This window comes from Pseudomonas sp. PS01299 (assembly GCF_029960145.1).
Classification (GTDB): Bacteria; Pseudomonadota; Gammaproteobacteria; order Pseudomonadales; family Pseudomonadaceae; genus Aquipseudomonas; species Aquipseudomonas putida_A.
Window position 1 is genome coordinate 14,347 of record NZ_JASCPO010000011.1, and the last position, 22,964, is coordinate 37,310.

Annotated in this window: 20 protein-coding genes; 10 read left to right on the forward strand and 10 right to left on the reverse strand. The window is 61.4% G+C overall.

The annotated features are described in order from the left end of the window. Nucleotides 1-28: 28 nt before the first annotated feature. Both QMX91_RS04370 and QMX91_RS04375 read left to right on the forward strand, forming a co-directional pair. Complete coding sequence (locus tag QMX91_RS04370) at nt 29-1,222, forward strand: DUF3142 domain-containing protein (protein WP_282412311.1); 1,194 nt, start codon at nt 29-31, stop codon at nt 1,220-1,222. Then, a complete protein-coding gene (locus QMX91_RS04375) occupies nt 1,209-3,347 on the forward strand; it encodes a hypothetical protein (RefSeq protein WP_282412312.1) in 2,139 nt (712 codons plus the stop codon). Before QMX91_RS04370 ends, QMX91_RS04375 begins: the two co-directional genes overlap by 14 nt. On the opposite strand, the gene QMX91_RS04380 is transcribed toward QMX91_RS04375, so the two are convergent. After that, nucleotides 3,344-3,973 carry a LysE family translocator gene (locus tag QMX91_RS04380; RefSeq protein ID WP_282412313.1) on the reverse strand — a complete coding sequence of 210 codons (630 nt, stop codon included), beginning with the start codon at nt 3,971-3,973 and terminating at the stop codon, nt 3,344-3,346. The two genes, QMX91_RS04375 and QMX91_RS04380, sit on opposite strands and share 4 nt — an antisense overlap. 144 nt (nt 3,974-4,117) lie before the next feature. Between QMX91_RS04380 and QMX91_RS04385 the strand changes: the two genes are divergently transcribed. After that, the gene (locus QMX91_RS04385) at nt 4,118-4,591 is read left to right on the forward strand and encodes an Lrp/AsnC family transcriptional regulator (protein ID WP_007960832.1); all 474 of its coding nucleotides are present in this window, start codon (nt 4,118-4,120) and stop codon (nt 4,589-4,591) included. A 157-nt stretch (nt 4,592-4,748) separates the two neighbouring features. On the opposite strand, the gene lpdA is transcribed toward QMX91_RS04385, so the two are convergent. Further along, on the reverse strand, nt 4,749-6,149 hold the full coding sequence (gene lpdA, locus QMX91_RS04390) for a dihydrolipoyl dehydrogenase (protein ID WP_135296885.1): 1,401 nt from the start codon (nt 6,147-6,149) through the stop codon (nt 4,749-4,751). A 210-nt stretch (nt 6,150-6,359) separates the two neighbouring features. On the opposite strand from lpdA, the gene QMX91_RS04395 reads away from it, so the two are divergent. The 5 genes from QMX91_RS04395 (at nt 6,360) to cfaB (ending at nt 13,728) form a co-directional block, all read left to right on the forward strand. After that, nucleotides 6,360-8,324 carry a protease modulator HflK gene (locus QMX91_RS04395; protein ID WP_282412321.1) on the forward strand — a complete coding sequence of 655 codons (1,965 nt, stop codon included), beginning with the start codon at nt 6,360-6,362 and terminating at the stop codon, nt 8,322-8,324. Beyond that, nucleotides 8,321-9,367 (forward strand): protease modulator HflC, encoded by a 1,047-nt coding sequence (locus QMX91_RS04400; protein ID WP_282412314.1) that lies wholly within the window; start codon nt 8,321-8,323, stop codon nt 9,365-9,367. Before QMX91_RS04395 ends, QMX91_RS04400 begins: the two co-directional genes overlap by 4 nt. After that, complete coding sequence (locus QMX91_RS04405) at nt 9,364-10,425, forward strand: protease modulator HflK (protein ID WP_134785048.1); 1,062 nt, start codon at nt 9,364-9,366, stop codon at nt 10,423-10,425. Before QMX91_RS04400 ends, QMX91_RS04405 begins: the two co-directional genes overlap by 4 nt. Further along, entirely contained in the window at nt 10,422-12,329 is a 1,908-nt protein-coding gene (locus QMX91_RS04410) for a heavy metal translocating P-type ATPase (protein ID WP_282412315.1), read from the forward strand. The genes QMX91_RS04405 and QMX91_RS04410 overlap by 4 nt, the downstream gene beginning before the upstream one ends. Nucleotides 12,330-12,540: 211 nt before the next feature. Next, nucleotides 12,541-13,728 (forward strand): C17 cyclopropane fatty acid synthase CfaB, encoded by a 1,188-nt coding sequence (gene cfaB, locus QMX91_RS04415; protein ID WP_098966378.1) that lies wholly within the window; start codon nt 12,541-12,543, stop codon nt 13,726-13,728. Nucleotides 13,729-13,766: 38 nt separating this feature from the next. Here cfaB and cls read toward each other — a convergent pair whose 3' ends face one another. After that, the gene (gene cls, locus QMX91_RS04420; RefSeq protein ID WP_098966376.1) at nt 13,767-15,206 is read right to left on the reverse strand and encodes a cardiolipin synthase; all 1,440 of its coding nucleotides are present in this window, start codon (nt 15,204-15,206) and stop codon (nt 13,767-13,769) included. Between the two features lie 131 nt (nt 15,207-15,337). Here cls and QMX91_RS04425 point away from each other — a divergent pair, with 131 nt between their 5' ends. Continuing rightward, complete coding sequence (locus QMX91_RS04425; RefSeq protein ID WP_134785045.1) at nt 15,338-15,856, forward strand: DUF3617 domain-containing protein; 519 nt, start codon at nt 15,338-15,340, stop codon at nt 15,854-15,856. Between the two features lie 82 nt (nt 15,857-15,938). Here the strand turns inward: QMX91_RS04425 and QMX91_RS04430 are convergent, their stop codons facing one another. The 6 genes from QMX91_RS04430 to folE2 are packed head-to-tail and all read right to left on the reverse strand — an operon-like array spanning nt 15,939 to nt 21,145. Further along, nucleotides 15,939-17,270, reverse strand: a complete 1,332-nt coding sequence (locus tag QMX91_RS04430) for a dihydroorotase (RefSeq protein ID WP_282412316.1) — start codon at nt 17,268-17,270, stop codon at nt 15,939-15,941. A 3-nt stretch (nt 17,271-17,273) separates the two neighbouring features. After that, nucleotides 17,274-17,834 (reverse strand): DapH/DapD/GlmU-related protein, encoded by a 561-nt coding sequence (locus QMX91_RS04435; protein ID WP_223007054.1) that lies wholly within the window; start codon nt 17,832-17,834, stop codon nt 17,274-17,276. Continuing rightward, nucleotides 17,831-18,706 carry a metal ABC transporter substrate-binding protein gene (locus QMX91_RS04440; RefSeq protein ID WP_223007053.1) on the reverse strand — a complete coding sequence of 292 codons (876 nt, stop codon included), beginning with the start codon at nt 18,704-18,706 and terminating at the stop codon, nt 17,831-17,833. Before QMX91_RS04440 ends, QMX91_RS04435 begins: the two co-directional genes overlap by 4 nt. Nucleotides 18,707-18,717: 11 nt before the next feature. Further along, the gene (locus QMX91_RS04445; protein ID WP_223007052.1) at nt 18,718-19,584 is read right to left on the reverse strand and encodes a metal ABC transporter permease; all 867 of its coding nucleotides are present in this window, start codon (nt 19,582-19,584) and stop codon (nt 18,718-18,720) included. Then, nucleotides 19,584-20,252, reverse strand: a complete 669-nt coding sequence (locus QMX91_RS04450) for an ATP-binding cassette domain-containing protein (RefSeq protein ID WP_223007051.1) — start codon at nt 20,250-20,252, stop codon at nt 19,584-19,586. Before QMX91_RS04450 ends, QMX91_RS04445 begins: the two co-directional genes overlap by 1 nt. Then, nucleotides 20,249-21,145 (reverse strand): GTP cyclohydrolase FolE2, encoded by an 897-nt coding sequence (gene folE2 / locus QMX91_RS04455; RefSeq protein WP_282412317.1) that lies wholly within the window; start codon nt 21,143-21,145, stop codon nt 20,249-20,251. Before folE2 ends, QMX91_RS04450 begins: the two co-directional genes overlap by 4 nt. Before the next feature lie 84 nt (nt 21,146-21,229). On the opposite strand from folE2, the gene QMX91_RS04460 reads away from it, so the two are divergent. Then, nucleotides 21,230-22,432: an N-acetylmuramoyl-L-alanine amidase gene (locus tag QMX91_RS04460; RefSeq protein WP_282412318.1), complete on the forward strand. Its 1,203-nt coding sequence runs from the start codon at nt 21,230-21,232 to the stop codon at nt 22,430-22,432. Here QMX91_RS04460 and QMX91_RS04465 read toward each other — a convergent pair. Further along, complete coding sequence (locus tag QMX91_RS04465) at nt 22,429-22,806, reverse strand: glutamine synthetase (protein ID WP_098966365.1); 378 nt, start codon at nt 22,804-22,806, stop codon at nt 22,429-22,431. The two genes, QMX91_RS04460 and QMX91_RS04465, sit on opposite strands and share 4 nt — an antisense overlap. Nucleotides 22,807-22,964 lie beyond the last annotated feature (158 nt).

Genomic DNA, 22,964 nt, shown 5'->3' on the forward strand with positions numbered 1-22,964 from the left:
AGCCTGATGTCTCAGGGATCTGCAAGGTATGCGCGTTATCGTCGGGTTGTCGGCCATGCTGGCGGTGTTGTTGCTCTGTGCTTGTGAGCGACAGGACGCAGCGCCACTCGATCAGCAACTCTACGTCTGGCAACGGCAATGGACGTCCGCCCATGAGCTCGCGCTGAAAGACAGCCGTAGCGACTTTTCGACCTTGCGCGTGCTGGCCTTGCAGGCATTCCCCAGTGACGGCTGGCATCGGGCGCGGATCGATGCGCCGTTGCTCAAGCACGATGGCCGGCCTCTGATCGCGGTGATTCGTCTCGACGGTCAGCTCAAAAGTCTGGATCAGTCGCAGGTCACGGCGCAGATTCTTCAGGTTGTCGCCGACTGGCAGGCGCAGGGGCTGACCCTGAGTGGCGTCGAGATCGATCATGACGCGGGTAATGCGCGTCTGCCGGAATACACCGAGTTCCTGACACATCTGCATTCCGCGTTGCCCGCATCGTTGCCGCTGAGCATCACCGCGCTGCCGGCGTGGCTCGGCAGTTCACAACTGCCGGCGTTGTTGGCCACAGTCGACAGCAGCGTGCTGCAGGTGCACGCCGTCAGCGATCCGCGACGCGGCTTGTTCGACCCCAAGCAGGCTCGGCGCTGGGCCAGCGCCTGGGGCAAAATCAGCAGCAAACCGTTCTATCTGGCGTTGCCGGCCTATGTCGTGGCGCTGCTGCCGGATGCCGACGGTGCCCCGGTGGTGGAAAGCGAAGTACCGATCGAACGTGAAGGGCAACGCCGGGAACTGCTCGCCGATCCGTTGCAACTGAGCCGACTTGCAAAAGCGCTGCGCGAGGACCCGCCGGAACATCTGGCCGGGCTGATCTGGTTTCGCCTGCCGCTGGCCAATGATCGCCGCGCCTGGAGCCTGACCACGTTGCGCGCCGTGGCCCGCGGCGATGCGTTGAGCAGCCGGCTCGGTCTGGCGTTCAGCGACCACGATGGCCTGCAGGACATCGCCCTGCGCAATGTCGGAAACCTCGACAGTGCCTGGCCCGCACGGATCATCGTCAAGGCCAGCGCTTGCGAGGGCGCCGATGCGCTTGCCGGTTATTCGTTGCAACAGAGCGCGGATCTGCTTACCTTCACCCGCCTGCGCGACGGTCGTTTGCCGGCGGGTGGACAACGCGCCATCGGTTGGGCGCGCTGTGCATTTATTGATCAAGGAGGTTCGCATGTTGACCCGTAACTGGCCCCGCCATCTGCTCTGCCTGAGCCTCAGCCTGCCGCTGGGTTCGGCGTTGGCCTGCGGCCCGGACTTCCCGATGCGCCTGCTCGACAATCGCGGGCAAACCCTGGCCGATTTGCCGGAGGGCAACTTCAACTTCGAGATCAGCCGCCTCGGCAAGACCATTGCCGGGCTGAAGAACGTCACCGCTGCGACGCACAATCCCGACGACCTGTACGGCGACGCAAGCGAGCCTGCTGCGCTGCGCGAAAAAGCCGAGCAGGTCGGTCTGAGCGCCGAACAACAGGCGCTGGTCAAGCAACTGCGTGGCCTGACCGATGCGCGTCAGGTCGAGGCGCAGGGCGCCAGCCTGCCAGCGGAAATCCGTTTGTACGTGGCCGGCGCGGTGGCGTTTGCCACTGGCGATCATCCGCTGGCGATCGAATACTTCAACAAAGTGCTGGCACTGCCGGCCGATCAGCGCCCGCTGCGCAGCACCTGGGCGGCGTATTCCCTGGGCCGTGCCTGGTTTGCCACGAGTGCCGAGGCGGGCGATGTCATCGAAGTGCTGGAGGACGCACGTGCGGCCTTCCGTCAGGCTCGACAACTGAGCATCGATGGCTTCAGTGATCCGCTGGAACTCGGTGTGGCCAGCCTCGGTGAAGAGGCGCGGGTGCTGCGCAACGCTGGTGACTGGAACGGCGCCATCGAACTGTATGAAGCGCAGAACCTGCACGGTTCGGCCGTGGGTTACACCTCGCTGAAACAACTGATGAATGAGCTGGCCGAACTGCCCGAGCCGCAACTGGCGAAGCTGCTGGAGCGCAAGGCGGTGCAGCAACTGGTTACCGCTTCGTTGATCAGCCGCATGGGCTGGTCATTCGACGAACAACCGCCGAACGAGAAGAAACTGATCAAGCTGCTGCAGGACAGCACCCGTGGCAGCCTGGAAAACGCCGATCGACTGGCGGCGATGAATTATCAACAGGGTGATTACGCCAGCGCCAAAGCCTTCCTTGAAAACGCCGGTGACGGCGGATTGGCGTGGTGGTTGCGGGCCAAGCTGGCGGTGCGTGACGGTGATAAAAATGCCGCGGCTGCCGCCTATGCCAAAGCCGCGCAGGCGTTCCCGCAGAGCGAAGATTGGGGCTACCGGCGCACCCCTGACTGGGACTTCGAAACCGTCCAGCCGAAATGCCGGGTCGAGGGCGAAAGTGCGATTCTCGCGCTGCAACGTGGCGAATACCTGCAAGCGTTCGTGCAGTTGTATCGCAGCAACAGCATCTACTGGTTCGACGCGGCGACGGTGGCCGAGCGCGTGCTGACGGTCGATGAGCTCAAGCGCTATGTCGATGACAACGTACCGGCGCCGCCGGCATTGACCCAGCAGCAGCGCGACAACTACGTGCCGCTGCCGGTCGCCGCCAGCCTGCGCAATCTGCTGGGACGGCGCTTGCTGCGTGAAGGGCATTACGAGGAAGCGGTCGGCTATTTCGACAATCCCGATCTGCAGCACAAGGCCCGTCTGTACGGCGAGCAACGGATGAAGGCTGACGCTGCGTGGTGGCCGACCAAACGCGCCAGCGCCTTGTACAACGCGGCGTGGACCGCGCGTGAATGGGGCATGGACATTCTCGGTTACGAGATGGCGCCGGACTACGCCACGTTTGGCGGCAACTACAGCCTGGAAAACACCGAGCTGAAAGTCGGGCCGCTGGTGGCCGAGGCTGAAGTCCAGCGCCAGAAGGCCAGTGAAGCGCAGCCGGATGAGCGTTATCACTACCGTTTTGTCGCCACCGCGCTGGCCAGCCGGGCCGCCGATAATTTGCCGCACACCAGTCAGGCGTTTGCGGCGGTGTTGTGTAACGCTGCGGGTTTCAACAGCAGCCTGGAAGAGCAGAGCGCGCTGTATCGACGCTACGTCAATGAAGGCCCGTACGTGCCGTGGGCGGTGGACTTCGGTAATCAGTGCCCCTATCCGGATTTCGAAAACGCCGACAAGCGTTACGTCACCCAGGTGACCGATGCCGCGCGCATGGCTCTGCGGCCTTACAAATGGCCGGTACAGATCGGCGCGATCGTACTGGCGGTCGGCGTTGCATTGGCGCTGATCAGCCGGCGCCAACGCAAGTCCCGCAAACCCTAGGCCTGCTGGATAAACGTCAGGCGCACGGCGAAGCCGATCAATAGGCTGCCGAACAGCCATTGCTGAACGCGTTGGGCGGTTGGACTGTGTTGCAGCCAACGGCCCAGCGCCGCGCCGGTCAGGGCATAGGCACTGTCGAACAGCAGCCCGATGCCCACCAGCAACCCGCCGAGGGTGGCAAACTGGGTCAGCACCGCTGCGCCGTCATTGACGATGAATTGCGGCAACAGCACCGAGCAGAACAGCAAGGCCTTGGGGTTGAGCAGATTGGTCAGCAGGCCACGGCGAATCGCCTCGCGCCATTGTCCTTGGGTGTCAGTCACGGCAGCCGTATTCAGGTTCGGCAGCAAGCTGCTGCGCAAGCATTGAATGCCGATCCACAGCAAGTACGCCGCACCAGCCAGGCGCACCAGATCAAACGTCCACGGCGCCGCCTTGAACAGCGCCGCCAGACCCAATGCCGCCAATGCCACGTGACAGCCTCGGGCGATCGCCAGGCCACCGGCGGTTGCCAGCGCCGCACCGCGACCCTGGCGAGCACCGGTTTGCAGCAACAGAATCATGTCCGGGCCGGGCAACAGGAAGACCACCGCCAATGCCAGAAAAAACAGCCAGAAACTCGTCATGTCGCAGCCCTTTCGTTATCGATTCGGTGAGCAAAGTCTATGGCGCAAGGGCGGGGCAGGTGCTTGCGAAGTCAGCTTCAAAAACCCTTGGGATTGGCATAACCTGCTGTCTTTTTGTGCCTTGACCCGCAGGATCTGCCAAACATGAAACTCGACGCTTTTGATCGCAAGATTCTCGCTGCCTTGCAGCGCAACGGACGGCTGAGCAATGTCGAGCTGGCGGACGAGATCGGCCTGTCGGCGTCACCTTGCTTGCGCCGGGTGCGGATGCTGGAGGAGGCCGGGGTGATTCGTGGCTACCAGGCCAACCTCGATCGCGATGAAGTGGGACTGGGGCTGACGGTGTTTGTCGGGGTCAAGGTCGAGCGCCACAACGATGAGCAGGCCGAAGCCTTTTACGCGGCAGTCACCGCCCTGCCGGAGGTGATCTCGGCGTTTCTGGTGTCGGGCGAATCGGACTTTCTGTTGCAGGTGGTGGTGCCGGACCTGCGCGCATACGACCGCTTTCTCAGCGGCTGCCTGCTGAAGCTGCCGGGGGTGAGTGACATTCGCAGCAACTTTGCGATTCACACGGTGAAGACGCCGGGGGCGTTGCCGTTGGGGCATCTTCCGCTGTAGAGCGGGTTGCTCCCACATTCGACCGCAATCCTCCAGCAGGAACACGGTCAACTGTGGGAGCTGGCTTGCCACCGATAGCGGTGTGTCAGCGACCGCAACGGTTAAAGGACTGACGCCATCGCTGGCAAGCCAGCTCCCACAGGGTTTGGGTGACCACCTACATCTGCGTCGCCATCCCCTCGACATTCATCGCCGCCTGACGCAGCGCCTCGGAGCGGGTCGGGTGCGGATGGCAAGTCAGCGCGATATCTTCGGCAGACGCACTGAACTCCATGGCCACGCAGTATTCACCGATCATTTCACTGACGCTCGGGCCGACCAGGTGCACGCCGAGGATCTCGTCCGTGCGTTCGTCGGCGAGGACTTTGGCGAAGCCTTCGGTCTCATGGTTGATCTTGGCCCGGCTGTTGGCGGTGAACGGGAATTTACCGACTTTATAGGTGCGCCCTTCAGCCTTGAGCTGCTCCTCGGTCTTGCCGACGCTGGCCAGCTCGGGCCGGGTGTAGATGACGTTGGGAATCAAGTCGTAATTGACCTCGCCGGCCTTGCCGACGATTTGTTCCACGCAGGCCATCGCTTCGTCTTCGGCCTTGTGCGCGAGCATCGGGCCGGATGTCACGTCACCGATTACCCATACGCCGGTTGCCTCGGTACGGTGCTGGCGGTTGGCGAGCATGCCGCGTTTGTCGGTGCTCAGGCCGACGTTCTCCAGGCCCAGGCCTTTGGTGTACGGGCGCCGGCCGATCGCGACCAGCACGTAGTCGGCTTCCAGTAACTCGGCGCTGCCACCGGCGGCGGGTTCGACGCTGAGCTGCACACCGTTGACCGAGGGGGTGGCGCTGGTGACCTTCGAGCTCAATTTGAAGCTGATGCCTTGCTTGCTCAGCGCACGCTGCAGGGTTTTGCCGGCCTCGCCATCAACACCCGGGCAGATGCGGTCGAGGTATTCGACCACGGTCACCTGGGCGCCGAGACGCCGCCAGACCGAGCCCAGTTCCAGGCCGATCACCCCCGCGCCGATCACCACCAGATGCTTGGGCACTTCACCCAGCGACAGCGCGCCGGTGGAGTCGAGGATGCGTTGATTGTCGATCTCGACGCCGGGCAGGGGCGTGGGTTCGGAGCCGGTAGCGATGATGATGTCCTTGGCGCTCAGCTCGGTTTTGTTGCCTTGATCGTCGGTCACAGTGACTTTGCCCGGGCCGTCGATGTGACCCCAGCCTTTGATCCAGTCGACCTTGTTTTTGCGAAACAGAAACTCGATGCCTTTGGTCAGGCCGCTCACGCTTTCGTCTTTCTGTTTCATCATTTGCGCGAGGTTGAGCGTGGGTTTGACCTCGATGCCGAGGTTGGCGAATTCCGCACCCATGGCCGCGTCGTACAGCTCCGAAGCATGCAGCAAGGCCTTCGACGGCATGCAACCGACGTTCAGGCAAGTGCCGCCGAGGGTGGCGCGGCCTTCCACGCAGGCTGCCTTCAGGCCAAGCTGGCCGGCGCGGATCGCCGCGTTATAACCACCGGGGCCGCCGCCCAGAATGACCACGTCGTAGTTGCTCATGCTGTTGCTCCTCGTTGGGGATGCGGATCGCTAAAAGTAGTCGGTCGATAAAATTACGAACGTAATATGTGCGTTTCCGGACATTTCGGTCAAGGCTTCAGGCAAGCGACAGGTTGCGCATCTTTAGATAAGCGAATTTGTGTACGAATATTTCACGATTTTCGTTATATCGTAACGATAAGACCGGTGAATCAATGGCTTTGGGGTGATATGCAAGTCGATCTGGATGTCGATGGCACGCAAGTGACCGGGTTGCCGCGCTTTCAACAAGCGTCCACGCAGGGGCGACGTTTGCGTCGTCTGGCCATCGGTCTCGGCGGATTGGCCGGGGCAGGGTGGCTGCTGGCGCTGTTTGTCGAACTGTTTGCCGCGCAATCGATATGGCCGGCCTTGTTGGTGAATTTGGGCGCGGCTTTGCTGGTGTTGGTCGCCGGCTTGCAGTCGGCGTGGTGGGTGACGCAATGGCGTGCAGGGGTGATTGACCCGCCGGTATCGGTGGCGCTGACCGAGGAGCTGGAGCCAGTAGCGCCGGATGGCTGGTACGAACGGCTGCTGGAGCGGTTGAGTCAGTGCGGCCTGCACCTGCTCGGTCAGATTGGCGCGGCCACGTTGTGGCTGGGCGGCTGGTCAGTACTGGTGGTGCTCGCCGTCGGGCAGGTGTGGAATCTGGCATTGCCTGCCGCTGCGGTCGGGTTGTCGGCCACGGTGGGCGCGGCGCTGATGTTGCTGTTGGGTTTCGGCTTGCTGGTGCTGGAGCGGCAACTGGCTCAGGAGAGTCCAGCGCAATGGCCGGAAGCCGGGTCTCTCGCGCAACTGGCGCGGGTGGCGATCATCAGCCTGGTGCTGGGCGCGTTGTGCCTGCTGTTCGCCAGCGAGGCTTCGGTGTGGCCAGTACGGCTTGCGGTGTTGATCGGGATCTTGCCGGGATTCGTCGCGATCGAGTTGCTATTGCGCGCAGTCCTGTCGATATTCAGTCCTCGTCGTGAACAGCTCGAACCGACCCTGCTGGCACGCAGTTTTGTCGCTGACATGCTGCGCTGGCCGCCGCAGCCGCTGCTGGCCTTGCAGCACGAATTGCACAATCGTTTCGGCATCGATCTGCGCCAGATCTGGGCGTTCAGTTACATGCGCCGCGCCTTTCTGCCGGTGCTGGCGCTGGTCGCTGCGGTCGGCTGGTTACTGACCGGTATCCACGAAATCCCGCTGCAAGGGCGCGGTATCTACGAGCGTTTCGGCAAACCGGTGCAGGTGTTCGGCCCCGGATTGCACGCTGGGTTGCCGTGGCCGTTGGGCCGCGTATTGAGCGTCGAGAACGGCGTGGTGCACGAATTGGCAACCAGCGTCGGCGATGCGCTCGCGCCGACCCAGGCCGAGCCAGCCGAAGACCCGGCGCCGATGACCGCCAACCGCTTGTGGGATGCCAGCCACGTCAACGACAAATCCCAGGTGATCGCCAGCAGCCGTGGCGATCAGCAGAGCTTTCAAATCGTCAACATGGACGTGCGCTTCGTTTATCGCATTGGTCTGCGTGATCAGGATGCCTTGGCCGCCACTTACAACAACGCTGATGTGCCGACGCTGATCCGCAGCACCGCGAGCCGGATTCTGGTGCACGATTTTGCCTCGCGCACCCTCGACGGTCTACTCGGTGCTGACCGGGTAGGGCTGGGCGAAGAAATCGGCCGCGCAGTGCAAGGTGATCTACAGAAACTCGACAGCGGTGTTGAGATTCTCGCCACCGTGGTCGAAGCAATTCATCCACCCGCCGGCGCCGCCAATGCTTATCACGGCGTGCAAGCCGCGCAGATCGGCGCGCAGGCGTTGATCTCCCGTGAGCGCGGTGCTGCGGCAGAAGCCAGTAATCAGGCGCAGTTGCAAGCCAGTCTCGCTCGCGATCAGGCCAGTGCCAGCGCCCGTGAAATCAATGCGGCGGCGCAGGCGGCAGACCTGAAGTTCAGCGCTGAGCAGAAAGCCTATGCCAGCGCTGGCCAGGCATTCGTGCTCGAGCAATATCTGAGTCAGCTCAGCCTCGGCTTGAGCAAGGCCAAACTATTGGTACTCGACCACCGTTTAGGCGGCAGCAGCAATGCGCCGACCATCGATCTGCGTACGTTTACGCTGCCGGCTGATCCCACGCCTGCACGCACCACCGCTCAACCAGGAGTTGCCCCTTGAGCCAGTCGCACACTCACGATTCCCATGACCACAGCGGCCACGATCATGGCCACGCCGGGCATCACCATCATCATGGGCCTCATCACCATCACCACGGTGCGCCGGAAGAGGCGGGGCCATTCCCCTGGCGGCGCATGGGCTGGGCGTTGTTGCTGGTGGGGTTTGCCATCGCGGCGGCAAGCCTGGTCCAGGTGCGCTCGGGCGAGGCCACCGTCATCACCCGTTTCGGTAATCCGTCGCGGGTGCTGCTTGAGCCGGGTTTGAGCTGGCGCTGGCCGGCGCCGTTCGAAGCGGCGATCCCGGTGGATCTGCGCCTGCGTACCACCTCGAGTGGTTTGCAGGATGTCGGCACCCGCGACGGTTTGCGCATCATCGTTCAGGCCTACGTGGCGTGGCAGGTGCAGGGCGACCCGGACAATGTGCAGCGTTTCATGCGCGCGGTGCAGAACCAGCCGGACGAAGCGGCGCGGCAGATTCGCACCTTTGTCGGTTCGGCGCTGGAAACCACCGCCAGCAGTTTCGACCTGGCGGATCTGGTGAATACCGATGCCAGCAAAGTGCGTATCGCCGATTTCGAAGCGCAACTGCGTCAGCAGATCGACCAGCAGTTGCTGGCCACCTACGGCGTGCGTGTGGTTCAGGTGGGCATCGAACGCCTGACCTTGCCTTCGGTCACGCTCACGGCCACGGTCGATCGGATGCGCGCCGAGCGTGAAACAATTGCCACCGAACGCACCGCCATCGGCAAGCGAGAAGCCGCGCAGATCCGTTCTGCGGCCGAGCGCGATGCGCGAATTGTCCAGGCCGATGCCACGGTGAAGGCCGCAGAAATCGAAGCACAGTCGCGGGTCGAAGCCGCGCAAATCTACGGCCGTGCCTATGCTGGCTCGCCGCAGCTGTACAACCTGCTGCGTTCGCTGGACACCCTGGGCACTATCGTCACGCCGGACACCAAGCTGATCCTGCGTACCGACGCCGCGCCATTCCGCGTGCTGGTGGACGGCCCGCCGAATGTTGAAAATAAATTCGGATCGCAGCCATGAGTGATGAAGTTCCACGTGGAACACATTCGTTGAGCAGTCCGTGGATTCAGGCCGGACGCCTGGCGTTTTTCGCCTTATATGCGGTGACGGTATTGGCTGCGTTGGCGTGGGCGTTTTCCAATGTGCGGCAGATTGATCCGCAAAATCGCGCGGTGGTCTTGCACTTTGGCGCACTGCAACGCGTCCAGAATGCCGGGCTGTTGCTGGCCTGGCCGCAGCCGTTCGAGCAGGTGGTTTTGCTGCCGGCGGCGGATCGGGTCATCGAGCGCCGAGTGGAAAACCTGCTGCGCAGCAGTGAGGCGATCAAGGCTGATCGTGTAGCAACCTTCGCCACGCCACTGAGCGATGCACTGGCCGGTTCCGGCTATCTGCTAACCGGCGACGCCGGCGTGGTGCAACTGGATGTGCGGGTGTTTTACAAAGTCAGCGATCCCTATGACTTCGTGCTGCAGGGTGATCATGTGCTGCCAGCACTGGATCGGCTGGTCACCCGCAGCGCTGTGGCCCTGACCGCTGCACGGGATCTGGATACGATTCTGGTCGCTCGACCGGAAATGATCGGTGCCGACAATCAAGCGGCTGAACGTCGTGAGCGTCTGCGCGGTGATCTGGTGCAAGGCATCAACAAGCGTCTGGCTGAATTGAAGGCGAGCGGGCAGGGCATCGGCATCGAAGTGGCGCGGGTCGACGTTCAGTCGAGTCTGCCGGATCCGGCGGTCAGTGCTTTTAATGCTGTACTGACCGCCAGTCAGCAGGCCGACAAAGCCGTCGCCAATGCACGCACCGAGGCGGAAAAACTCACCCAAACCGCCAACGAACAAGCCGACCGTACTCTGCAAGTGGCCCATGCTCAGGCCGGCGAACGGCTGGCAAAAGCCTCTGCCGACACTGCCACGGTAATGAGCCTGGCCAAGGCGCAACAACAGGGCACCGACCCGCAGATGCTCCTGCGTCTGTACCGCGAACGCATGCCGAAAATTCTTGGTCAGGCCGGTTCGGTGACCACGGTCGATCCGAAAGACGATTCCCGCCTGATCATTCAGGGAGCCAGTAAATGACTGCGACCACCGCTGCACCGAGCCTGTTGTCCTCGGCCGAACAGCGCCGCGCTGCGCGCCAATTGACTTTGGCAATGCTCGCCTTGGGCTTGCTCGGCCTCGGTTTGATCTGGCGCTGGATGGTGCCGGAGCAAACTGGTGTCAGTCAGTTGCTGCTGGGTTTCGCCTCCTTATTAGTAGCGGTGCCGGTGATGCGCTCTGCTTGGTACAGCTTGCGTTATCCGAGCCTGCACGGCATCACCGATCAACTGATTGCTTTGGCGATGCTCGGTGCGTGGGCGACTGGCGATCTGCTGACCGCCGCGTTGCTGCCGATCATCATGATCTTCGGCCACGTGCTGGAAGAGCGCAGCGTGATCGGCTCGCAGGAAGCGATTCACGCTCTCGGCCAATTGACCCGCAGCCACGCACGCAAGATTCAGGCAGATGGCTCGATCATCGAAGTCGATAACGGCACGCTGGAACCCGGTGACACTGTAGAGGTACGCGCGGGCGATCGGGTGCCGGCGGATGGCCGGGTGTTGTTGGGCCAGGCCAGCCTCGACACGGCGTCAATTACCGGCGAGTCGGTGCCAGTGGAAACGGCAGTGGGCATGACGGTGTTCGGCGGCGCGATCAACCTCGACGGTTTGCTGCGCATTGAAGTGACCCGCACCGGTGATCAATCGACGCTGGGCAAAGTCATCGCGCTGATGCAGAACGCCGAGCGTTCGAAGCCGCCGATCACCCGTCTGCTTGAACGCTATGCCGGCAGCTACATGGTGCTGGTGTTGCTGTTGGCGGCGGTGACCTGGTTTGTCACCCATGACGCGCAAGCGATGCTCGCGGTGCTGGTAGCCGCATGTCCTTGCGCCTTGGTGCTGTCGGCACCGGCCACGGCAATTGCCGGAGTGGCGGTGGCGGCGCGCCACGGTATTCTGATCCGCAGCTCGGCGTTCCTTGAGGAGTTGGCAGACCTCACATCACTGGTGGTCGACAAGACCGGCACGCTGACTTACGGCACCTTGCGTTTGCAATCGATCAGCAGCCCGCGTCTGGATCAGGCCTCGGTGATGGCGCTGGCCGCCAGTCTCGGTGCGGCCAGCAGTCATCCTGTCAGCCGGGCGTTGGCGGGGCTGGTGAGTCAGGAGCAGAGCCTGCCGCTGACGGACATTCACGAGCGTCAGGGCCTCGGGGTCGTGGCCATGACCGCGCAAGGCGAGGCGGCGCTGGGACGTCCCGAACTGTTCGCGCAACTGGGCATCGTCACTACCATCGTTCCCGAGCACGACGGGCCGATTGCCGGATTGGCACTGAACGGCGAATTTGTCGCCTGGCTGTTGCTGGCCGACAGCGTCAAACCGGAAGCGCGCTTTGCCCTCGCTGAATTGCGCGAACTGGGGCTGGGTCGCCAGTTGCTGCTGACCGGCGACCGCCAGAGTGTTGCGCAGACCCTGGCCCGCGAGGTCGGCCTGCAAGAGCTGGAAGCGCAGGCGCTGCCTGAGGACAAGCTCAACCGCGTGCTCAAGGAAATCGACAACGGTTTCCGGCCGATGGTGGTGGGTGACGGCATCAATGATTCGCTGGCGCTCAAGGCCGGGGTGGTGGGTGTGGCGATGGGCGCCGGCGGTGCCGACATCGCGCTGGCCTCGGCAGATATCGTATTGATCGGCAGTGACCTGCGCCGCCTCGGCACCTGTGTGCGGCTCAGTCGCCAGTGCCGGCGGACCTTGCAGGTCAATGTGATCATCGGTCTGGGCTGGACCCTGGCGATCGTGGTGTTCGCGGCATTCGGCTGGCTCGGCGCGGCGGGGGCAATGATTGCCGCGCTGCTGCACAACCTCAGTACGCTGCTGGTGTTGGGCAATGCCGGACGGCTGCTGCGGTTTCAGGAGCCATTGCTCAAGCTCAAGGATGATCACTGAAGTGAATTTCAGCGAACTGTGCGCCGAATAGGCAGTCATCTATGGAGAGGGCGCACACTTCACGCCGTTACCTGGGCTAAAGCAGTAGTGGGTGCATGACGGCATGCAGGAGCGCCTGGAACGATAGTCTCGGCTAATTAAATCGATAGCCTGCTATTTTTCAAGGATGGTCTACCCTCAGATCTGACGTCTGAAACAAGGGGGATTTTCCATGCTCGCGCAACTTCCACCGGCCTTACAGAATCTGCAGCTTCCGCTTCGCTTGCGACTCTGGGATGGCCATGAGTTCAACCTGGGGCCGACGCCCAGCGTCACCATTGTGGTCAAGGACCCGACGATGGTCACCCAGTTCACCCATCCGAGTCTCGACGCGCTGGGGGCGGCGTTTGTCGAAGGCAGGCTGGAACTGGAGGGCTCGATCAGCGAGGTCATCCGGGTCTGCGACGAATTGAGCAGCGCCTTGCTCGATGAAGGCGAAAGCGCGCAGCCAGTGCGTGCGGTGCACGACAAGGAAACCGACGCCAAAGCCATTTCCTATCACTATGACCTGTCCAACGCGTTCTATCAGCTGTGGCTGGACAGCGACATGGCGTATTCCTGCGCGTATTTCGAAACCGGCAGTGAAACTCTGGAACAGGCACAGCAGGCCAAGTTCCGCCATCTGTGTCGCAAGCTGCGTTTGCAGCCGGGCGATTACCTGCTGGATGTCGGTTGCGGCTGGGGTGGTCTGGCGCGTTACGCGGCACGTGAATTCGGCGCCAAAGTGTTCGGCATCACCTTGAGCAAGGAACAGCTGGAACTGGCCCGGGAGCGGGTCAAGGCCGAGGGCCTGGAAGATCAGGTTGAGCTGCAATTGCTCGACTACCGCGATCTGCCGCAGGACGGGCGTTTCGACAAGGTAGTCAGCGTCGGCATGTTCGAACACGTCGGCCACGCCAACCTCGCCGAGTACTGCAAGGTCCTGTTCGGCGCGGTGAAGGAGGGCGGTCTGGTGATGAACCACGGCATCACCGCCAAACACACCGATGGCCGTCCGGTAGGACGCGGCGCTGGCGACTTCATCGAGAAATACGTGTTCCCCAACGGTGAGCTGCCGCACTTGGCGATGATCTCGGCCGAGATCAGCGAAGCCGGGCTGGAGATTGTCGACGTCGAAAGCCTGCGTCTGCATTACGCGCGCACGCTGGATCACTGGAGCGAGCGGCTGGAGGACAACCTCGAAGCGGCCGGGAAACTGGTGCCGGATCAGGCATTGCGCATCTGGCGGCTGTATCTGGCCGGGTGTGCCTATGCGTTCGCGCGTGGCTGGATCAACCTGCACCAGATCCTGGCGGTGAAGGCGCATCCGGATGGCAGCCATGAACTGCCCTGGACCCGCGACGACATTTATCACCCCTGAGGCCTGACGACCGTTCGCTCGTTCGAGCGAGCGGTCAGTCAAAGAATCGGTGAAATAAGCCGGGCGATCCGCATGCCGAGCTGTTGCAGGCGGTGGATCTCCCGGCTTTCTTCTTTGGCGACTTCATAAGCCTGCTCGAAGTCTTCGTTGAGCATCTGTTCCACGTGGGCGGCGAATTCGCTGTCGACGGTCAGCAGCATCACTTCGAAATTCAGCCGGAACGAACGGTTGTCCAGATTGGCGCTGCCGATGGCGCTGATTTCGCTGTCGATCAACACCACTTTCTGATGCAGGAACCCCGGCTCGTAGCGGAATACCCGCACGCCGGCGCGTACTGCTTCGAACGCGTAGAGGCTGGACGCGGCGTAGACGATGCGGTGATCCGGACGCGATGGCAGCAGCAGGCGCACGTCGACGCCGCGCAGCACCGCCAGGCGCAACGCGGCGAATACTGCCTCATCGGGAATGAAATACGGGCTGGTGATCCACACTCGTTCCGTCGCCGCGTGGATGGCTTCGACGAAGAACAGTGAACAGGTTTCGTAGGCATCCGCCGGGCCGCTCGCCAGCAATTGGCAGAGCACGCCATCTTCCGGGTAGACATCCGGCAGGATCAGCGGTGGCAACGTCCGTGCTGCCCAGAACCAGTCCTCGGCAAACGACTCCTGCATGCAGGCCACCACCGGCCCGCGCACCTGAACATGGGTATCGCGCCACGGCGCCAGGGGCGGTTTCTCGCCCATGTATTCATCGCCGACGTTGTGCCCGCCCACAAAGCCGAGTACGCCATCGACCACGACGATTTTGCGGTGGTTGCGGAAATTCACCTGGAAGCGATTGAGCCAGCCGCTGCGTGTGGCGAAGGCTTTGACCTCGACACCGCCATCGCGCAGCGCCTGCACATAACTGTGGGGCAGGGCGTGGCTGCCGATGCGGTCGTAGAGCAGATGAATTGCCACACCTTCCGCGGCCTTCTTCAGTAACAGGTCGCGCAGGCGCTGCCCTAGGCGGTCGTCATGGATGATGAAAAACTGCACCAGTACGGCTTCGCGCGCTTGATCGATAGCCTGGAAAATCGCCTCAAAGGTCGCGTGGCCATTCACCAGCAGTTGCACTTGGTTGTTCGCCAGGCACGGCATGCGCCCCAGTTTGGGCATGGCGCGCAGCGAGGCGTAGGCCTTCGAGGCGCGGGCGGTGAGGGCTTCTTCAACCCACGGGCGCCAGTTCAACTCGGAGATCGCCTGACGCATCTGTTCGTTGGCCTGACGCCGCGCCTTGATATAGCCGTCGAAGGTGCTGCGGCCGAAAACCAGATAAGGGATGAGGGTCAGGTAGGGAATGAAAATAAGCGACAATGCCCAGGCGATCGAGCCTTGGGCGGTGCGTACGGTCAGCACCGCATGGATGGCGGCGATCAAGCCGAGGCTATGTATCAGGGCGATCAGATAACCGAAAATGTGCGGTCCAAAATAATCCATGGGGCAGCCTTGCTCCTGAAGACTCAATGCGTAACAGACCATGTTCCGAGGCGAATGTCGCTATTTAATTGGTGCATGAACCGAAGCAATCGGCCGACGTCTAACGGCCACTACTGATCAGGAGTTTTTCGATGAACGTTCGTCTGCTGGGTTTGGCGCTGGGCCTGGGTTTGGCAATGCCGGTGGTTGCGCAGGCGCAAATGCTGCAGCCGGGGCTATGGGAAATGACCTCAAGCAACGTCAAGGTCGATGACCAGCCCATGGATGTGCAATCGATCCTTGGCCAGTTGCAAGGCCAGATGACCCCGCAGCAGCGTGCGACGCTGGAAAAGAACGGAATCAACATCGGCGGCAAGGGCATTCGTGCCTGCCTGACGCCGCAGCAAGTGGCGACCAACGATATTCCGCTGGCCGATCCGCAATCGGGCTGCAAACAGCAGATCACCGAACGCACCGGTAACCAGTGGAAATTCCGCTTCAGCTGCCCTAAAGCGCAAGGCACGGGTGTCGCGACGTTCCTCAGTGATCGTGAGTTCACCACGGTGGCCAACGGCACGTTCAATGCGATCGGGATCAACCAGAAGGGCAGCCTGGAAACCCGCGCGGTGTGGTTGGGTCAGGATTGCGGCACCGTGAAGCCAAGAGCTTAAAAGCTTCGCGAGCAGGCTCGCTCCCACAGGGGACAGCACAATCCTTGTGGGAGCGGGCTTGCTCGCGAAGGCGTCTTGGTTGTCACCGCATGAATCGCAGCGCCAGCCCCTGACATCCTTCGTTGATACGCTGCTCTCGCCAGGCAATCTGCCCCGACACCAACGTGGTATTCACCCGATAGCGAAAAGTCTTGTCAGCAAACGGCGTCCACCCGCATTGCGACAGAATCGGTTGCCGCGACACTTCAAGAGCCACAGGCTCAACCAGCACCAGATCCGCCCAATACCCCTCGCGCAAATAACCTCGATCCGGAATCGCAAACAGATCCGCCACCCGATGGCTGGTCTTCGCCACCAACGTGGTGATCGGCAGCACGCCATCGGCCACCAGCTCCAGCAGTGCCGGCAAAGCGTGTTGCACCAGCGGTAAACCGGACGGCGCATCGGCATACGGGCGCTGTTTTTCTGCCCAGGTATGTGGCGCGTGATCGCTGCCGATCACATCCAGTCGATTGCTCAACAAGGCCTGACGGAGCGCGTCTCGGTCGGCTTGTGTCTTGATCGCCGGGTTGCATTTGATCAGGTTGCCGAGGGCCGGATAGTCGCGGTCATCGAATAGCAGATGATGCAGGCAGACTTCGGCCGTGATGTGTTTCTGGGCGAGCGGCTTGTCCTCGAACAACTCGAGTTCGCGAGCGGTGGTCAGATGCAAAACGTGCAGGCGGGTGCCGTGACGTCTGGCCAGTTCCACTGCCAACGAAGAGGAGCGGTAGCAAGCCTCGGCATCGCGAATCAGTGCATGGATATTCGCGGGCAGGTGTTCGCCAAGACGTTCGCGCAGACGTGTTGCATTGGCCTCGATGCTCGGCGTGTGTTCGCAATGCGCCAGCAGTATCGTCGGCACTTCGGCGAATAAACGCTCGAGAGTCCTCGGATCGTCCACCAACATGTTGCCGGTGGACGCGCCCATGAACACTTTGACCCCGGCCACTTCGCAGGGGTTGAGTGCGGCGACGGTGTCGAGGTTGTCCCGGCTCACACCGAAATGAAAGCCGTAGTTGGCCACAGAGTTGATTGCCGCCCGACGCTTTTTATCCGCCAGCGCTTCAAGGGTGAGGGTGGCCGGCTGGGTGTTGGGCATGTCCATGAAACTGGTGATGCCGCCCGCCACCGCCGCTCGAGACTCGGTGTGAATGCAGCCCTTGTCTGGCGCCCCCGGTTCGCGAAAATGCACCTGGTCATCGATCATCCCCGGCAACAGCCATTGGCCGTTGGCGTCGATTTCCACCCGCGCAGTTTCACCGTCGATGCTGCGCGCGATCTTGACGATGCGGCCATGGCTGACCAACAGATCGCCGTCGAACTCGCGTCCTTCATTGACCAGCCTGGCGTTGCGAATCAGCACGCTGCTCATGGTTCAGAACTCGTTCTGCAAGGCTTTGTAGCCGCGCACCAGATCGACATTGGTGCGTGCCACGTCTTCGGAAAACTCCGAGGCGCTGACACTCACCGGCGGGAACTGCGAGAGGTCGGTATTGGGGCCGATGCGGGTGGTGGAGGGCACGTAGAACGCATCCGGCAAATCGCGGCCATCGACCACCGAGTTGTGCCGCACCACACAGCCGTCACCGATCACGCAATTGAACAGCACGCTGTTGAAGCCGATGAACACCCGGTCGCCGACTACGCACGGGCCGTGCACGATCGAGCGGTGAGCGATCGAGGTGAATTCGCCGATGGTCACCGCGGCGCCGGATTTGGAATGGATCACCACGCCGTCCTGGATGTTCGAATTGGCGCCGATAGTGATCGGCTCCATCGTGCCTGAAGCGTCTACTTCATCGGCGCGGATCACTGCGTAGGGGCCGACGAAGACGTTCTCGCCAATGACCACCTTGCCGCAGATGATCGCGGTTTTGTCGACGTAGGCCGACTCGGCAATTTGCGGAAGATCGCCGGAAGGATTTTTACGGATCATGGCTGGCTCAGCGCTTTGTAAAGGGTGTTGAGGTTGTATTCGAACAGTCCGGTAACGGTGCTGGCCGGGCCGCTAGCGGCGAGGGCATCGGAGTACAACGTGCCGCCGATGTGCGCGCCGCTTTCGTCGGCGATCTGCTTGAGCAGGCGCGCGTCCTTGATGTTTTCCATGAACACCGCTTTGACCTTGGCCTGACGAATCTGCTTGATCAGCGCGGCGACTTCGGCGGCTGACGGTTCGCGCTCGGTGGACAGACCTTGCGGCGCCATGAAGTCGATGCCGTAGGCCTGGCCGAGATAACCGAAAGCATCGTGGCTGGTGACAATCTTGCGGTTGCCCGGTGGCAGCGAGCCAAGCTTGGCCTTGGCTTCGGCGAGCAGGGCGTAAATCTGTTTCAGGTAGGTCTGGCTATTGCGTTGGTAGTCGGCTTTGTTCGCCGGATCGGCGGCGATCAGCGCCTTGGTGATGTTGGCGATGTACAGCTCGGTGTTGGCCAGGTTGTGCCAGGCGTGCGGGTCGGGAATGGTCTCGCCGTCTTCATCCAGCGAGCGTGGTATTACGCCATGACTGGCACTGATGACGGGGGATTTGGTCTCGGTGCTGGTCACCAGGCGATCGAGCCAAGGCTCGAAACCGAGGCCGTTCTTGATGATCAGTTTGGCCTTGAGCAGTGCTTTGGCGTCATCGGGCGTCGGCTCATAAGTGTGGGCATCGGCATCCGGGCCGACCATGTTGGTGATCTGGATATGCTCGCCGCCCACCTGGTGAACCATGTCGGCGAGGATGCTGAAGCTGGTAACCACCGGCAATTTTTCCGCCGCCGACAACGACATCGATAGCAGCAAGCTGAACAACACGAGTAGAGCGCGCATCGGGAAACACCTCATTGGGATGTGAGCAAAGGCGGGCGGCGCAACAAGCCGTGCACCGGCCCGAATACCACGGACAGCAGATAACTGATACCCGCGACCAGCACGATCGCCGGACCGCTGGGCAGCGAGTAGTAGAACGAGATCAACAATCCGCACCACACCGAGAGGCAGCCGATAAGCGCCGAGATGGCAATCAGGCTCGGCAGGCGACGACTCCAGAACCGTGAAGCGGCGGCGGGCAGCATCATCAGGCCGACGACCATCAAGGCACCGATGGCCTGGAAACCAATCACCAGGTTGAGCACTACCAAGGTCAGGAACACACCGTGGGCGAGAGGGCCGAGGCGGCTGACGGTTTGCAGGAATAATGGGTCGAGGGTATCGAGCAGCAGCGGTTTGTAGATGAGTGCCATGGCAATCAGGCTAAAGGCCGAGACCCATAACATGCCGTGAAGAGTAGGGCCGTCGACCGCCAGTGCCGAGCCGAACAACAGGTGCAGCAAGTCGAGGCGTTTGCCGGCGATGCCAAGAATCAGCACGCCACTGGCGAGCGAGATCGGGTAGATCGCCGCGAGGCTGGCGTCTTCGCGCAGGCCTGTGCGTCGAGTGATCCAGGCAGCCAGTCCAGCCATGCCCAGGCCGGCACCCAGACCACCGAAGGTCAACGCGGGCAGACTCAGACCGGCGAGCCAGAAGCCCAATGCCGCGCCGGGAAGGATACCGTGGGCAACGGCGTCACCGATCAGGCTCATGCGCCGCAGGATCAGAAAAATGCCGAGTGGCGCTGTGCTACAGGCCAATACCAGTCCGCCGAGCAGCGCTCGGCGCATGAACACGAACTCGCTGAACGGTTGCCAGAGGTGGGCGACGGTGAGCATCAGGCCACCTGCATATTGGGTGTTTGCTGGATCAGTTCGGCACTGGGGCCGAACACGCATTCGCGGTTTTTGATCAGCAGTGTCTGCGGGATGTGTTGGCGGACGGCGGCGAGGTCATGGCAGACCATCAGCAATGTTCGTCCTTCGGAGTGCCAGGCATGGATGTGTTGCCAGAGTAACTGCTGGCCCAGTTCATCGAGAGCTGCGTGGGGTTCGTCGAGCAGCAGCAATTGGGCGTCGGTCAGACTCAAGCGGGCGAGCAGGGCGCGCTGCAACTCGCCACCGGAAAGGGCCATCAGCGGACGCTTTTCCAATCCACTCAAGTGCCAGTTTTCCAGTGCGTTACCGAGTCGTTGTGCTCGCAGTTGCGTCGACAATCGACGCCCCCAGAAACCCGCGGCTACCAGTTCTTCGAGGCTGATGGGGAACTGCCGGTCGAGGTGTTGCTGTTGCGGCAGGAACGCCAGGCCGCCCTGGCGTGGAACACCCAGTGCGACTTTTCCCGATAGCGGCTTCTGCAATCCGGCGATGACTTTCAGCAAGCTGCTCTTACCGCAGCCGTTGGCGCCGATGATGGCGCTGAGGCTGCCGTGTTCCAGCGAGAGGGTCAGTGGCGAAGTCAGTGGTTGGCCGGGTGCGCCCCAACTCAAGGTGTGGCAACGGATCATTCGAGTTCTCGATGCCAGTGGCTTTCGGCGACCGCGTCGTGAGCGTGCAGGCTTTCGGCGTGGATCACCCGCAGGTGGAAGCCACAGACCCCGGGGGAGCGACGCAGAGCCAGATTGAGTCGTCGCGCGGCGTCTTCGCAGAACATCAGGTTCTGCCCATTGGCCAACGCGAAGGCCTGCTCGTCGGCGCGTTTCACGGCGGTTTGCACGGCGGTGCCGAGCGCCGCTTCGGCGTCATTGATGATCACACTCAGGGGAAGCTCGTCGATGAACTCGTCGAGGTGCATATGCAATTGCGCGATGCTGCGTTGGCTGTGCGGGGTGGCGACAATGCCTTGGCTTGATCCTAGCCAGGCCAACACTTCGGCATGTTGCAGTGGCTTGTTGGCGAAATCATCGATGAATTGCTGCTGAATCAACTGTCGCGCCAGCGCTGCTGAGCAGGGGCAAGTTGAGGAGTAGGGCACCTCGATTTTAAGTTCCACGTGGAACATTTGGTTTTTCAGACTCGCTGAAATGCTCACTGGGTAGCTCTTCCAACCCGCTAGAGGGCTGACTAACGCAGGCCTTTTCAGCAGCACTTCGCAGTGGATTTTCAGGTAGGCGCTGTTGGATAAACCGTCATGGCTGATCAGAAATTCCTTGAGAACCTGGCGCAATAGGGAGGGAGAGAGGTCCTGCCGCTCAAGTGCCGCCAGTGCGAGATATAGCCGCGACATGTGAATGCCGCGCGCCTCGCCATCATCGAGACTTACGCCTGCATCAGCTTTTGCGCTCAGACGTTGGCCTCCTAATAAAACAGGCAGAGCAATGCCGCACATTCCCACCCAATCAAGCGGTAACGCCTGCCGAGCGGCTTGAGTCGCAATATCCGGAAGTGTCAGCGAATTCATGTTCGGAACCATCGTGTTGATTGAATTAGATGTTACATTATAACAATTCAAATCACGATGCCTTTTTCATGAACAGGCTTTCATATGCACCGACGTCATCTGCTCAACCTGCTTGTGGCCAGCACGGCTTTGGCTTTTCCCTTCACCGTTTCGGCTACACAAATTCGCAATGCACGCCTCTGGCGTTCGGATGACAAGCTCAGATTGGTGTTCGATCTGAGCGGTCCGGTGCGCTACAAAACCTTTTCGCTGAGCGCTCCAGAACGCTTGATCATCGACCTTTCCGGGGCGAGTTTGAGTAGCGATCTCAGTCAATTGACGCTTGCCGATACAGCTATTCATTCGATTCGATCAGGGCGCTTTGGTCAGGGTGATACACGGATCGTTCTCGATCTGAACCATCCGGTGCTATTGAGCAGCTTCCTTTTGGCGCCTCAAGATGGCCAGGGGCACCGCTTGGTGCTTGATCTGGTAAACGCCAAACAGGCATCAAGTCCGGCAATGGTTCCACGTGAAACACTTTCGAATCAGGCTCACCCCAAGCGCGACATCATCGTTGTCGTTGATCCCGGGCACGGCGGGAAAGACCCGGGCGCGGTTGGTGCCAAAGGTGAACGGGAAAAAGATGTGGTGCTGTCCATCGCCCAGTTGCTCGCCAAACGGCTGAAGAGGGAGAAAGGCTTCGACGTGAAACTGGTGCGCAATGATGATTTCTTCGTGCCACTTCGCAAACGTGTGGATATAGCGCGCCAGCACAAGGCCGACATGTTTATCTCAGTGCATGCCGATGCGGCGCCACGTCTAACGGCGTCGGGAGCGTCTGTGTATTGCCTGTCCGAGGGTGGCGCGACGTCTGCGACTGCACGCTTCATGGCACAGCGAGAGAACGGCGCGGATCTGCTGGGCGCGACCAGTCTGCTCAACCTTAAGGACAAGGATCCGATGCTCGCCGGCGTGATTCTCGACATGTCGATGAACGCCACCATTGCCGCCAGTTTGCAACTCGGCAGCACCGTTCTCGGCAGTCTGGCGGGCATTACCACGCTGCATCAGAAGCGCGTGGAGCAGGCAGGGTTTGCCGTGCTGAAGTCGCCGGACGTGCCGTCGATTCTGGTGGAAACCGGCTTCATTTCCAACGCCCGTGACAGCCAGCGCCTGGTCACTCCACGACATCAGCAAGCCGTGGCGGATGGTTTGTTCGAAGGGCTGCAGCGTTACTTTCAGAAGAATCCACCGGCCGACAGCTACATCGCTTGGCGGCAGGAGCAGCAAAAAACGCAGGTTTAGCAGCCGGTGATCCGGCTGCAGGTGAACTTGGCGCTACTGCCGCCAGAACTGGAAAAGCGATTGATCGTCGTCCAGCCGACGCGACGGGTGTAGCCGACCCAGGCTTCGCCGTCAGAGGCGAGGCCGGTGAAGAACGTCAGCTGGCCGAAACGACTGTTGGTCTGTGCCCAGTAGCGATTGCCGTCCTTTTCAAAGCCACGCAGGTAAATCGTGCTGCCCACCGTGTTTACGCTGTAGGTATTGCCCTGCGCATCGATGCAGGCCAGCAGATTGGCGCTGCGTGTGCAGTTGGCGAGCGCGGGAATTTGCCCCCACGCGTTGGCTCCCGACAGCAACGCGAGACTCAGCAGCGAGCATTTCATGGCATCTTTCATCGCGGTTCTCGATGGGCGGATTGCGTACACAGCTTCCTGCTCTTCATCGTTTCGGACAAGAGCAGGACTGGCTTATTCGTGTTGTTATACTATAACATAAAATTGAATTGAGCCTGAGCTCGCCGATTTCAAGCGTCTGCTTCTGCCATATCGCTGTT